The 11,635-nt window shown below is 61.4% G+C and carries 12 protein-coding genes; 4 read left to right on the forward strand and 8 right to left on the reverse strand.

Going from position 1 to position 11,635, the window contains the following annotated elements:
- Window positions 1-312: 312 nt before the first annotated feature.
- On the forward strand, window positions 313-1,524 hold the full coding sequence (locus tag M6D32_RS20535) for a GNAT family N-acetyltransferase (protein ID WP_298259642.1): 1,212 nt from the start codon (window positions 313-315) through the stop codon (window positions 1,522-1,524).
- Window positions 1,525-1,538: 14 nt separating this feature from the next.
- Window positions 1,539-1,967 carry an HIT family protein gene (locus M6D32_RS20540; protein WP_298259644.1) on the forward strand — a complete coding sequence of 143 codons (429 nt, stop codon included), beginning with the start codon at window positions 1,539-1,541 and terminating at the stop codon, window positions 1,965-1,967.
- Between the two features lie 16 nt (window positions 1,968-1,983).
- Here the strand turns inward: M6D32_RS20540 and tsaA are convergent, their stop codons facing one another.
- From tsaA to M6D32_RS20565, 5 genes are all read right to left on the reverse strand, one after another.
- Entirely contained in the window at window positions 1,984-2,469 is a 486-nt protein-coding gene (gene tsaA, locus M6D32_RS20545) for a tRNA (N6-threonylcarbamoyladenosine(37)-N6)-methyltransferase TrmO (protein ID WP_298259646.1), read from the reverse strand.
- A gap of 4 nt (window positions 2,470-2,473) precedes the next feature.
- Window positions 2,474-3,460 (reverse strand): tripartite tricarboxylate transporter substrate binding protein, encoded by a 987-nt coding sequence (locus M6D32_RS20550; protein ID WP_298259648.1) that lies wholly within the window; start codon window positions 3,458-3,460, stop codon window positions 2,474-2,476.
- A 224-nt stretch (window positions 3,461-3,684) separates the two neighbouring features.
- Window positions 3,685-4,029, reverse strand: a complete 345-nt coding sequence (locus tag M6D32_RS20555) for an AzlD domain-containing protein (protein WP_298259731.1) — start codon at window positions 4,027-4,029, stop codon at window positions 3,685-3,687.
- A gap of 8 nt (window positions 4,030-4,037) precedes the next feature.
- Window positions 4,038-4,775 (reverse strand): AzlC family ABC transporter permease, encoded by a 738-nt coding sequence (locus M6D32_RS20560; protein WP_298259650.1) that lies wholly within the window; start codon window positions 4,773-4,775, stop codon window positions 4,038-4,040.
- Between the two features lie 95 nt (window positions 4,776-4,870).
- Window positions 4,871-5,857 (reverse strand): lytic transglycosylase domain-containing protein, encoded by a 987-nt coding sequence (locus M6D32_RS20565; protein WP_298259652.1) that lies wholly within the window; start codon window positions 5,855-5,857, stop codon window positions 4,871-4,873.
- Between the two features lie 92 nt (window positions 5,858-5,949).
- Between M6D32_RS20565 and M6D32_RS20570 the strand changes: the two genes are divergently transcribed.
- Entirely contained in the window at window positions 5,950-6,885 is a 936-nt protein-coding gene (locus M6D32_RS20570) for a glycine reductase (protein ID WP_298259654.1), read from the forward strand.
- 73 nt (window positions 6,886-6,958) lie between these two features.
- Complete coding sequence (locus tag M6D32_RS20575) at window positions 6,959-7,378, forward strand: PilZ domain-containing protein (RefSeq protein WP_298259733.1); 420 nt, start codon at window positions 6,959-6,961, stop codon at window positions 7,376-7,378.
- Here M6D32_RS20575 and M6D32_RS20580 read toward each other — a convergent pair.
- The 3 genes from M6D32_RS20580 to clpS all read right to left on the reverse strand — a co-directional run bounded on the left by M6D32_RS20580 (window position 7,353) and on the right by clpS (window position 11,529).
- The gene (locus tag M6D32_RS20580; protein ID WP_298259656.1) at window positions 7,353-8,288 is read right to left on the reverse strand and encodes a dioxygenase; all 936 of its coding nucleotides are present in this window, start codon (window positions 8,286-8,288) and stop codon (window positions 7,353-7,355) included. The two genes, M6D32_RS20575 and M6D32_RS20580, sit on opposite strands and share 26 nt — an antisense overlap.
- Before the next feature lie 94 nt (window positions 8,289-8,382).
- Window positions 8,383-10,803: an ATP-dependent Clp protease ATP-binding subunit ClpA gene (gene clpA / locus M6D32_RS20585; protein ID WP_298259658.1), complete on the reverse strand. Its 2,421-nt coding sequence runs from the start codon at window positions 10,801-10,803 to the stop codon at window positions 8,383-8,385.
- 393 nt (window positions 10,804-11,196) lie between these two features.
- On the reverse strand, window positions 11,197-11,529 hold the full coding sequence (clpS, locus tag M6D32_RS20590; RefSeq protein WP_298259735.1) for an ATP-dependent Clp protease adapter ClpS: 333 nt from the start codon (window positions 11,527-11,529) through the stop codon (window positions 11,197-11,199).
- Window positions 11,530-11,635: the final 106 nt, after the last annotated feature.

Here is an 11,635-nt window from a genome sequence, read left to right on the forward strand (position 1 = left end):
ACCATGGCCTCTCGACCTTTGGGCGTCAGGGGGGCATTCTTGTGGGTGTCCATTCGGTTCTCCGCGAATCGCTGGTGGTTTGGCGACTTCAGAGTTCCCGGTCAGGGCCGAATGGACAACCTCCTGAAAGCCCACATCTAGTGGAGCTTCGGATTTGATATTCGCTCGGCGAACCCGGGGCCGGATGGGCAGCGAATGTCAAATCCGCTCCACTAGCCACCTTGAAGTCCGGCTCGCGCTGCATGATCTTATGGCCACCACGGCCACGGCGATGGCTGATCGGAATGATTTTTGGGCCTGCCAAATCCGTTCATGGATTCATCTGAAATCACCCTCGAAGCGGTTTCTTCCGTCAGCCAGATTGCGGCTGACGAGTGGAATGCCTGCGCGAATCCAGTTGCTTGCCCTGATGGACTGCCGGAGAACTTCAAGAACCCCTACAACCCCTTTGTCTCGCATGCGTTTTTCGCGGCCGCCGAGGCGTCCGGATCGGCGACGGCCCGGACCGGCTGGGGGGCGCGTCATTTGCTCGCCCGGCGAGAGGGCGAAATCGTCGGCATCGTCCCCTGCTATCTGAAATCGCATTCGAGGGGCGAATACGTGTTCGACCGTGGCTGGGCCGATGCGTATGAGCGCGCGGGCGGAAGTTATTACCCGAAGCTTCAGGCCTCGGTCCCCTTTACACCGGCAAGCGGCCCTCGCCTCCTGATCCGCGGCGATGAGAACCAGGACGAAATCCGCTCGGCGCTGGCGCGCGGTCTGATTGGGCTGTGCCAGGCCACCGAAGCGTCATCCGTGCACGTGACGTTTGCGCGCGAGGCGGAGTGCAAATTTTTGGCCGGGCACGGCTTCCTGCAACGGACCGACCAGCAATTCCACTGGCGCAATCAGGACTACCGCAGCTTCGATGATTTCCTTGCTACGCTGAATTCGCGTCATCGGAAAGCGATCAAGCGCGAGCGGCGCGAGGCGGTCGCCAGCGGAATTACGATTCACGCGCTGAGCGGCAGCGACATCACCGAGGACGCGTGGGATGCGTTCTTCGCGTTCTACATGGAAACCGGCTCGCGCAAATGGGGCCGGCCTTATTTGACCCGTTCGTTCTTCTCGCTGGTCGGCGAGAGCATGTCGAACGACGTGCTGCTGATCATGGCGAAGCGCGACAGCCGCTGGATTGCGGGCGCCATCAACTTCATCGGCTCGGACACGCTGTTCGGCCGCAACTGGGGCGCGGTCGAACATCATCCGTTCCTGCATTTCGAGGTGTGCTATTATCAGGCCATCGACTACGCCATTGCGCACGGCCTGAAAACGGTTGAAGCCGGCGCGCAGGGCGAGCACAAGATCGCCCGCGGATACCTGCCTCAGACCACGTATTCAGCGCACTTTATCGCCGACCCGGGCCTGCGTTATGCAATCAACGATTATCTCAAGCGCGAGCGCGCCTATGTCGCCGAGATGGGGCGCGAACTTGCCGAGACCGGACCGTTCCGCAAAGACAGCGGCATTGTGGACAACGATTAGATCAGGAGATTTTCATGTCCGCCTATGACCCGCAAAATCCGTTTGCCAAGATCCTGCGCGGCGAATTCCCCTGCTACAAGATCCATGAGGACGAGCACACGCTGGCCTTTCTCGACATCATGCCGCGCTCTCCGGGCCATACGCTGGTGATCCCGAAGGCGGCCGCCCGCAACATCCTCGACATCGACCCGGATGACCTTGCGCATGTGACGCGCGTCGCGCAAAAAATCGCGAAGGCTTCGATGACCGCGTTCAATGCCCAAGGCATCACGGTCCAGCAATTTTCGGAAGCGGCCGGCGGACAGGTCGTGTTTCACCTGCATATGCATGTCATGCCGCGGCAGATGGGCGTGGCGCTGTTGCCGCCGGCCAGCCGCAAGGAAGATGGCAAGGTGCTGGAGGCCAATGCCGCCAAGCTCATGGCGGCGTTGAAGGGAAATTGAATTTAGAAGGGGTCCCTCAATACCCCGGCTCTCCCCGTTGCGCAGCGAGCGGCGAGAACTCGCAACGATCGGGCTTGAGGTCGATCAACGGCGTCTCATCGAGACAATCGAGCCCTCGCACCAACACGCTCGAACCTTCGATGCCGACGAATTTGACGATCGAGGTGCCGATTGGGTTCGGCCGCACCGGCGAGCGTAACGAGAATGTGCCGCGCGTCTTTCCGTTTTTCTTCGGGCTCTGCAGCACGAGATTGCGCGGCGATCGGTGCAGCCAATAGATCACTTCGAGGTGCTGGTAGAAATCGACGCCGTGGAGCGCCGGCACCCACGGTTCGAAGATCTCGAGCCGGCAGACCGGACCCTCATGGCCGCCTTGCCGCGGCGTTTGCTCGTGCGATTTCCAGGGCGTGCGGATGCGGCCGATAAAAACAAGACCGGCATCATGAGCCGCTGGCATTTCGACGGCGACTTCGCCTTCCCGTAGTTGCGCTTTCACAGTCATTATTTCAGTCCAATGAAATGTTCCGCGCCTTGACCACCGCCGACCACCGGGCACGATCGGCCTCGATGAAGGCGGTAATCCCGGCCGCGCTTTGCGGGCGCTTCACCGAATAGCCGATTTTCTGAAGCGTCGCACGAAACGCCTCATCATTGAGGGCCCGGTCGAGGCTCCCTTTCAGAATGGCTGCGACATTCTCCGGCACCTTCGCAGGCACGGCAATCGAGAACCAGACACTGACGAGGTAGTCGGGATAGCCGCTCTCCGCAATGGTCGGGACATCAGGCAGTTCGGAGCGCCGTTTCACTGACGTCACACCGAGTGCTCGCAACGATCCAGCCTTGACCGAGGGCAAAGCCGTGCCGAAGGAATCGAACATCAGCTGGACGTTGCCAGCCAGCAGATCGACCAGCGCAGGGCCCGCGCCCTTGTACGGCACATGGGTCATCTCGATGCCGGTCATCTGCTTGAACATCTCGCCCGCGAGATGAATCACGCCCCCGGTTCCAGCCGAGCTGAAAGAGAGCTTCCCCGGATGCTGTTTGGCGTAAGCCACAAACTCCGCAACGGACTTGGCCGGCACGGAGGAATGGATCTCCATGACGAGCGGATCCTCCGTGACAATCGCCAGCGTCCGAAAATCCCGATCGGGATCGTAGGCGAGCTTCTTGTAGAGCATGGGATTAAGCACAAACATCGAGCCCGACACGACCAGGAGCGTGTACCCGTCGGCATCGCCGCGCGCGACCGCTTCGGCACCGATCGCGCCCTGGGCGCCGCCCTTGTTCTCGACGAACGTTGCCTGCTTGAGGTCCCTGGCGAGATAATCCGCAACCGCCCGCCCGACGACGTCGGTCGGACCGCCGGCAGAATAGGGAACCACGAGGCGAATGGGCCGCGTCGGAAACTCGGCCGTCTCGCCGCGCGTTGCTGCGAAGAGGGCCGCCATACCGACAAGTCCAGCGATCAAGGCCGACTTGAGAGGTGGGCCCATTCTCGTTTCCTCCGCAAGCGTCATGGTGCTAGTGGTCCGATTCTAACATTCGCATCCCTTCTCAGCGGACATTTTTGCGAATGTTAGAATCAAAGGACCACTAGCAAATATATGTTTCTAGTGGAGTTTAGGATTTGACATTCGCTTTCCGAACTGGCGGCTAGATGGGTAGCGAATGTCAAATCCGCTCCACTAGCGGGATCATCAAACCAGCAATGTCGGGGTCAGCCAAGCCACCATTTGCCGGCCAGCATCACAAGTTCACCGGATACGACGCCCGCGAAGATCGACCGCCGCGTCAGCGCGAACACGACAAAGCCCACCACCACCGCGCCATAGCGCAGGACGTCCGGGACGCTTGCGAGCGCGCCCGGCGGCCGCACCAAAATCTCCGCGATAACGCCTGCGAGGATCGCTGTAGCCACTGCCTTGATCCACATCAGGAGATCGGAACCCTCGTCGATTCCGCTGCCGAGCCACAGGCCGAGCATGCGCCAGATCTGGTTGGGGAATACGCCCGCCAGCAACAACACCACGAGTGCGTGCCAGTCGCCGACAAAATTGAGCAGGAAGTCGCTCATGACCTCTCCCGCCATTTGTGGACGCCAAAGGCGATCGTGCCGGCGGCAACTCCGCTGATCAGGATATCGATGCCGCTGTTGAGCAGCGAAGCCAATGGATAAAACGCAAGCCCGAGGCCCAGCGCCAGCACGTCCGCAAGCCCCCGGGAGTTGCGGGCGGTCGAAAACAGAAACGATAGCGGCGTCAGCAGCAAGATCGCGGAAGCAAATGTCTGGGTCAGGTTTGCCGCCAGCTCATAACCGATCGCGGTCGCCACCAGACCGATCAGCGCGAGCCCGCTGCCAAGCCCCTGCACAAAGGCCATGCGGCGGTCGCGCGGCACATGCGGCAGGAAGCGGTAGCACTCGACCCAGAGCGTCACCGCCGTAAAATGCGCGACCAGCGCGAGCTGACGCTGCCTGGTTTGCGGCGTGCGCATCATGGGCAGCACTGCGACCACCATCGGAAACAGCCGGACCGCGCTCACGGTCACCGCGATCGCCGCTTGCACGATGGACGCGCCGGAGGAAAGCGTCGAGATCAGGATGATCTGCGCAGGTCCGGCCCAGACCAGAAGGGTCGCCAGTATGGCCCAGGCCAGCGAGAAATGCGTGTCGTGGGCGAGCGCGCCGATGCCGACATAGGTGACGAAAAGCACCAGCGACAGAATGGTGAAGCGAACCGCGGCCATCCCCAACGCAAACGCACGTAATGGCCGGTGCCATTGGGGTGAATCGAGCGGCGGAAATGACATGAAAGATTGGCGTTAAGGTGAATCGGCGCTGGCCATAACGCGGACGAACCGTGTGGCCGTCAACCTCGCCGAAGTTCAAGGCTGTCATGCGCCGCTTACCCCCGCATCCCCACGTTCCTCAGCACGAAACATGCGCCGCCGGCGCGGCGGATGCGGTTACAGAGGTTGTCAGCCTCCGGCCGCGTCTCGGCGCCGATGCGCACCTGGTAGAACGTCCGCATGCCGCGGCTGTGATTCTGCGAACTGAGCAAGCTCGGCGACTGGTCGCCGATCACGCCGCGTAATTTCGCCATCGCGCGCGAATACATCGCCATCGCCAGATCACGATTGAATCCTCCGGCTAGCTGCACGCCCCACGGCTTGGCTGCACCGAACTGAACGTTCTCTTCCAGCCGGCTGACGAAATAATTCGGAGCGCGCTTGAGCAGCGCCATCAGGTCCCGGCAGGTGGTATGCGCGGCCCCACGGTCAGACACTTGCCCGCCCCGGCCGGCCGATTGCCATTCCTCGACCGTGGCGCCGGTAATCACCGAAACATAATGCCGCGTCTCCTGTGGCATCGATCCGCCGCCGGCTAGCCATTCCTGCACCCGCCGCGGCCCCGCATTGTAGGCGGCCGCCGCGAGCCCGAGATTGCCAAACTGACTACGCAACTGGCTAAGGAATTCGGCCGACTTCGGCAGCGCCTGCACGGGATCGAACGGATCGAGCAAGCGGCGCTCGCTTGCCGTTCCCGGCATGAACTGCGCGATGCCCTGCGCGCGCTCACCGCCGCGGGTCATCGGTCCGATGGCGTCGGGCTGAAAGCGGCTTTCTTGCCAGATGACGCGGGCAAAGAACTCGAGCGGCAGGTTATTGGCCCTCGCCGCCGCCTCGATCATCAGACACATGGCTTCCCGCGTGTTGGGATCGGCCGGCTTTTCCGGCGCCGGCGGGATCGCGAGTTCTTCGACGCTCGGGATCGCTATTCCGAAGCGATCGTTCTCGGATTGAGTCTCCTGCGCGACTGCGGCGCCGATGCCGCAGAAGAGCATCGCGGTAGCGACGGAGACCCAAATAGAGGAGCCGTTGAACCCGTGCATTGCAGTCCTGCCTTGGAAGTAAAGCGCCTTGACACCTTACGCCCGCCGTTTAGCTATCGTTCCAAGATGGCGGCTTGAAGAGAGCGTTCCCGATGACGACCGTTTCCGACGACCGTACTGGCTTCGCGCCCGACGACGATGCGCCGATCCCCTATATGGCGCGCACGCGGGAATATTACGCCGCAATCGGCTACACCACGCCCTATCGCTGGGCGCATTATGTCGGTGCGCCGTTTCAACCGCTGCGCAAGCCCCTCGCGCAGTCACGCATCACCGTCATAACGACCGCGGCACCGTTCGATCCCGCGAAAGGCGACCAGGGTCCTGGCGCCAAATACAACAGTGGCGCGAAGTTCTATTCCGTCTACGACGGCGATACTTCCCGGACGCATGATTTGCGGATCTCGCACATCGCCTATGACCGCGTGCACACCTCGGCCGAGGATAGCGGCAGCTGGTTTCCGCTGCCGCAGCTGCTACGCCTGGCCTCCGAAAAGCGGATCGGCGAAGTGGCTCCGCGCTTTTTCGGCGCGCCGACCAACCGCAGCCAGCGCGCGACGATCGAGACCGACGCGCCGGAAATTCTCGTCCGCTGCCAGGCCGATCGCGTCGATGCAGCGGTGCTGGTACCGAACTGTCCGGTCTGCCACCAGACCGTCAGCCTGGTCGCCCGGCATCTCGAAGCGAACGGTATCCCGACCGTCGTGATGGGATGCGCCAAGGATATCGTCGAGCACGCGGCGGTACCCCGCTTCCTGTTCTCGGATTTCCCGCTTGGCAACTCTGCCGGAAAGCCGCACGACGTCGCGTCGCAGGCCTTCACGCTCGAACTCGCCCTGCGCGTTCTGGAGACGGCACCGTCGGCCCAGACCACGGTGCAGTCGCCGCTGCGCTGGAGTGCGGACCCCTCCTGGAAACGCGACTACAACAACGTGGCGGCCTTGAGCGCCGAGGAGCTCGCCCGGCGCCGACGCGAATTCGACGCCCAGAAGCAAATCGCGCGGACATTGCGGGACACCGCTGCCTAAATTGCCTGCATACCCGCGGTGAGGGCTCAATCTTCGCAATATTGATTTACGTTAACGCGGCTTTTTGGCCGCGATGGCCTTCCGCTACCGCCAAAGCCGCGTAAAAGTCTGCCCGTTTTTTAGGAGCTTTTTGATGGTTGAGCGACGCCAGGCCCCACGCGACAAGGTGATTTACGGCGGCACCGCCGAGATTGCCGAAAATGGCGCGTCCCGGGATTGTGTGATCCGCGACATCTCGGAAAACGGCGCACACCTCGAATTCGGCAATACCGTCCGTCTTCCCAAGAACTCGTTGCACCTGACCATCGCGCGCAAAGGCCGCTCGTTCATGGCGCGGGTCATCTGGCTGCGCGACAATTTCGCCGGCGTGGCGTTCAACACCGAGCACTCCTTCGAGCTGCCCGGCTCCGACCTCGCTGAACGCTTGCGCAAGAGCGAGAAGAAGAAGCGCCAGCTGCAGCGGCGCATCAAGGAATTGATCGGCGAAGGCTGAGGTCAGACGCCTCAACCTTGCCGTGGATTGGCGCGATCGGCCGCCGCGCCTCGCCTGCTTCCAGCACGAAGTGCTGATCGAGCGAATACCAGGGCGCCGCGAAGCCGAACTCGTCGGTGGGCTTGTCGTGGCGAACGTAGTTCCCGATCAGCGCCCGCGTCACACCGAACTGGACATCCGAGTCGATGTTCGGATCGTCCGGTGAGTAGACCTGCGAGATCAACGTCTTGAAGCCGGGCTTGAAGACCATGAAGTGCAGATGCGCCGGACGAAAGTTGTGGCGGCGCGTGGCACGCACCAGATTGCCAACCGGTCCGTCGACCGGAATTGGATAGCCGGCCGGCTTGACGCTCGTGAAGGTGAACCGGCCGCTTTGGTCGGAAACGAAGCGGCCGCGCAGGTTCATCTCGGCCTGCTTGGCGTCCTGGTTCTCATAAAGTCCCTCTGGCGAGGAATGCCAGACATCGATTTCGGCGCCTGCAACCGGATTGCCGCTGGTGTCCACGAGCGAAACCGCAACGCACAGGCCCTCGCCCGGCGTTGGCGAGCGCACAAGCGAGGAGCCGCTCGCAGCCATCGGCTGATCGTCGCGCCAGAACGGCCCCAGCATGTTGGCCTGGGTTTCCGTCTGTCCCTGATTGCCGTTGTTGAGCAGGCAGACCAATGGCGACACGCCGAGCGAACCCGCCATCAGCATCACCTCGTTGTGCGAGGCGGTCGTCTTCTGCCCCATCGCCGCAATCAGCCGAACTGCATCGCCAAACTCGCGTTCGGTCAAACGCACCTCACGTACAAATCCGTGGAGATGCCGCACCAGCGCCAACAGGATTTCGCGTGAGCGCGGATCCTCGACGCGGGACATGGCCTGTTCGACCGCCTTTGTCACCATGGCTTGATTTTCGATGATCATATCGGCCTCCCCGCGCCGCTTTCCGGCTGGCCTTGTTTCTAGCAAAAAGGCCGGCGCGATGCGCCGGCCTTTCTCTATCTTCATGTCGCCTGCCCTAAGCTTTCACCAGCGGGCCTCGCGAGGCCGGGCCCTTCGACCCGCCGCCGCCCCCCCCGGGACCACTCGGCTTTGGCTTACGCAGCACGGTGCGCTTGCGCGCGCCGGGCAGTTTCTCGGGCTTCGGCGTGACCGGTCCATCGACAAACTCGAAGCCGATCTTGTCCTGGGACGTCGCCTCGTCCTTGACCAGCACGACACGCACATGGCCGCCGCCCTTGAGCTTGCCGAACAGAACCTCGTCGGCCAGCGGCTTCTTGATATGCTCCTGGATCACGCGCGCCATCGGCCGCGCACCCATTTGCTCGTCATAGCCATTCTGAATCAGCCAGGCCTTGGCGGGCTCGGACAGTTCGATCGTGACATCGCGATCGGCAAGCTGCGCTTCGAGCTGAAGCACGAACTTCTCCACCACCATGCCGATCACATCCGCATTGAGGTGCGCGAACGAAATGATGGCATCGAGACGGTTGCGGAATTCCGGCGCGAACTGCCGGTTGATCGCCTCATGGTCGTCGCCTTCACGCCTGGAGCGGGTGAAACCGAAGGCCTGACGCGCGAGATCCGACGCGCCTGCATTGGTGGTCATGATCAGGATCACATTGCGGAAGTTGACCTGCTTGCCGTTGTGGTCGGTGAGCCGGCCGTGATCCATGATCTGGAGCAGCACGTTGTAGAGATCGGGATGCGCCTTCTCGATTTCGTCGAGCAGCACCACGCAATGCGGATGCTGATCGACGCCATCGGTAAGCAAGCCTCCCTGGTCGAAGCCGACATAGCCGGGAGGCGCGCCGATCAGGCGCGACACGGTGTGCCGCTCCATATATTCGGACATGTCAAAGCGCAGCAACTCGACGCCGAGGCTCGCCGCCAGCTGCTTGGCCACTTCCGTTTTGCCGACGCCGGTCGGACCCGAGAACAGGTAGCAGCCGATCGGCTTCTCCGGCTCGCGCAGGCCTGCACGCGCCAGCTTGATCGAGGCCGACAGGGACTCGATCGCCCTGTCCTGGCCGAACACCACCCGCTTCAAGGTCTGCTCGAGGTGCTTGAGCACCTCGGCATCGTCCTTGGAAACGCTCTTGGGCGGAATCCGCGCCATCGTGGCGATCGTCGTCTCGATTTCCTTGATGCCGATCGTCTTCTTGCGCTTGTTCTCGGACACCAGCATCTGCGCCGCGCCGGATTCGTCGATCACGTCGATCGCCTTGTCCGGCAGCTTGCGGTCATGGATGTAGCGCGACGACAGCTGCACCGCGGCCTCGATGGCCTCGTTGGTGTATTTCAGCCGGTGATAATCCTCGAAATAAGGCTTCAAACCCTTGAGGATCGCAATTGCGTCTTCCACCGTCGGTTCATTGATATCGATCTTCTGGAAGCGGCGCACCAGCGCACGGTCCTTCTCGAAGTGCTGACGGTATTCCTTATAAGTCGTCGATCCCATGCAACGGATGGTGCCCGAAGCCAACGCCGGCTTCAGCAGATTGGACGCATCCATCGCACCGCCCGAGGTGGCGCCGGCGCCGATCACGGTGTGAATTTCGTCGATGAACAGGATCGCATTCGGATGCGCCTCGAGCTCCTTGAGCACCTGCTTCAGCCGCTCCTCGAAGTCGCCGCGATAGCGCGTACCGGCGAGCAGCGTGCCCATGTCGAGCGAAAACACGGTCGCCGCGGACAAAACTTCCGGAACTTCGCTATCGACAATGCGCTTGGCGAGCCCCTCCGCAATGGCGGTCTTGCCGACGCCGGCCTCGCCCACGAACAGCGGATTGTTCTTCTGACGGCGGCAAAGCACCTGGATCGCGCGGTTGATTTCGGCGTTGCGTCCGATCACCGGATCGATCTTGCCGTCGCGCGCCTTCTTGTTGAGATTGACGCAATAGGTCTCGAGCGCCTCGCCCTTCTTCTTGGCGTCCTCGTTGCCCTTGGTCTCGGTCTCCTCGTCGACGCCACGAACGGGACGCGCTTCCGAGACACCCGGCCGCTTGGCGATGCCGTGGCTGATGTAGTTGACCGCGTCGTAGCGCGTCATGTCCTGCTCTTGCAGGAAATAGGCTGCATGGCTTTCGCGCTCGGCGAAGATCGCGATCAGCACGTTGGCGCCGGTCACCTCTTCGCGCCCTGAAGACTGCACGTGAATCACGGCGCGCTGGATCACGCGCTGGAATCCGGCGGTCGGCTTGGCGTCATCGGCGCCGTCGGTTACCAGATTTTCAAACTCGGTCTCGAGATAATTGACAAGGCTCGTGCGCAGCTTGTCGAGATCGACGCTGCATGCGCGCATCACGGCGGCAGCATCTGAGTCATCGATCAGCGACAGCAATAGATGTTCGAGCGTCGCGTATTGATGATGACGCTCGTTTGCAATCGCCAGCGCACGATGCAGGGATTGTTCTAGGCTTTGGGAAAAAGTCGGCATTCGCGTCCTCTGTGGCCCCCGGCCATCATGATCGTCGTTGGCTGGTCAGGCAACGACAACCTTTGTCATATATAGTTGCGCCCGATCATGGCGAAAGGCCGGCTTGCACGGTTCTCCCGCACGCTGACATGAAGGTGCCGATTTACCCGTGATTTTGCGGGTTAACGATTCCGATTTTCGGGCATGAAACGCTGAAATACGTCAGCTCCCGATATGGCTAGTGGTCCAATTCTAACATTCGCATCCCTTTTTCGGCGGGCACTTTCGCGAATGTTAGAATTAAAGGACCTCTAGCAAACATAAGCTTCCAGTGGAGTTCTGGATTTGACATTCGCTTGATGAATCCGCGGCGGGATGGGCAGCGAATGTAAAATCCACTCCACTGGCGCGACGTCATTTCTTTTCCATCACGCATTGCAGAGGATGCTGGTGCTTGCGCGCAAAATCCATCACCTGCGTTACTTTCGTCTCGGCGATTTCGTAGGTGAAGATGCCACACTCGCCAATGCCGTTGTGATGGACGTGCAACATAATCTTGGTTGCGGCCTCGACATCCTTCTGGAAGAATTTTTCCAGCACGTGAACGACAAACTCCATCGGCGTGTAGTCGTCGTTCAGAATCAGCACACGATAGAGGTTCGGCCGCTTGGTTTTCGGCTTGACCTTGGTGATAACCGACGTTGCCGGGCCCCCGGTTCCGCCAGGGCGGCTTTCATCGCTGGCCATTCGAGGAGAGAACGAGGCGATCGACAACGGTTGCGGATCCGGGCTGGTAATCGAGCGTAACATGGCAGCGGTGTCTGGAGTCCTCTTGCGAAAGCCGAATAACGCG

Origin of the sequence: Bradyrhizobium sp. (genome assembly GCF_027307225.1) — a bacterium.
In the GTDB taxonomy this organism is placed as follows: Bacteria; Pseudomonadota; Alphaproteobacteria; order Rhizobiales; family Xanthobacteraceae; genus Bradyrhizobium.

Excerpts from the sequence above, each read along its gene's own strand:
- M6D32_RS20535 (WP_298259642.1), top strand. The coding sequence starts at position 313 with ATGGATTCATCTGAAATCACCCTCGAAGCGGTTTCTTCCGTCAGCCAG.
- M6D32_RS20540 (WP_298259644.1), top strand. The coding sequence starts at position 1,539 with ATGTCCGCCTATGACCCGCAAAATCCGTTTGCCAAGATCCTGCGCGGC.
- tsaA (WP_298259646.1), bottom strand. The coding sequence starts at position 2,469 with ATGACTGTGAAAGCGCAACTACGGGAAGGCGAAGTCGCCGTCGAAATG.
- M6D32_RS20550 (WP_298259648.1), bottom strand. The coding sequence starts at position 3,460 with ATGGGCCCACCTCTCAAGTCGGCCTTGATCGCTGGACTTGTCGGTATG.
- M6D32_RS20560 (WP_298259650.1), bottom strand. The coding sequence starts at position 4,775 with ATGTCATTTCCGCCGCTCGATTCACCCCAATGGCACCGGCCATTACGT.
- M6D32_RS20565 (WP_298259652.1), bottom strand. The coding sequence starts at position 5,857 with ATGCACGGGTTCAACGGCTCCTCTATTTGGGTCTCCGTCGCTACCGCG.
- M6D32_RS20570 (WP_298259654.1), top strand. The coding sequence starts at position 5,950 with ATGACGACCGTTTCCGACGACCGTACTGGCTTCGCGCCCGACGACGAT.
- M6D32_RS20575 (WP_298259733.1), top strand. The coding sequence starts at position 6,959 with ATGGCCTTCCGCTACCGCCAAAGCCGCGTAAAAGTCTGCCCGTTTTTT.
- M6D32_RS20580 (WP_298259656.1), bottom strand. The coding sequence starts at position 8,288 with ATGATCATCGAAAATCAAGCCATGGTGACAAAGGCGGTCGAACAGGCC.
- clpA (WP_298259658.1), bottom strand. The coding sequence starts at position 10,803 with ATGCCGACTTTTTCCCAAAGCCTAGAACAATCCCTGCATCGTGCGCTG.
- clpS (WP_298259735.1), bottom strand. The coding sequence starts at position 11,529 with ATGGCCAGCGATGAAAGCCGCCCTGGCGGAACCGGGGGCCCGGCAACG.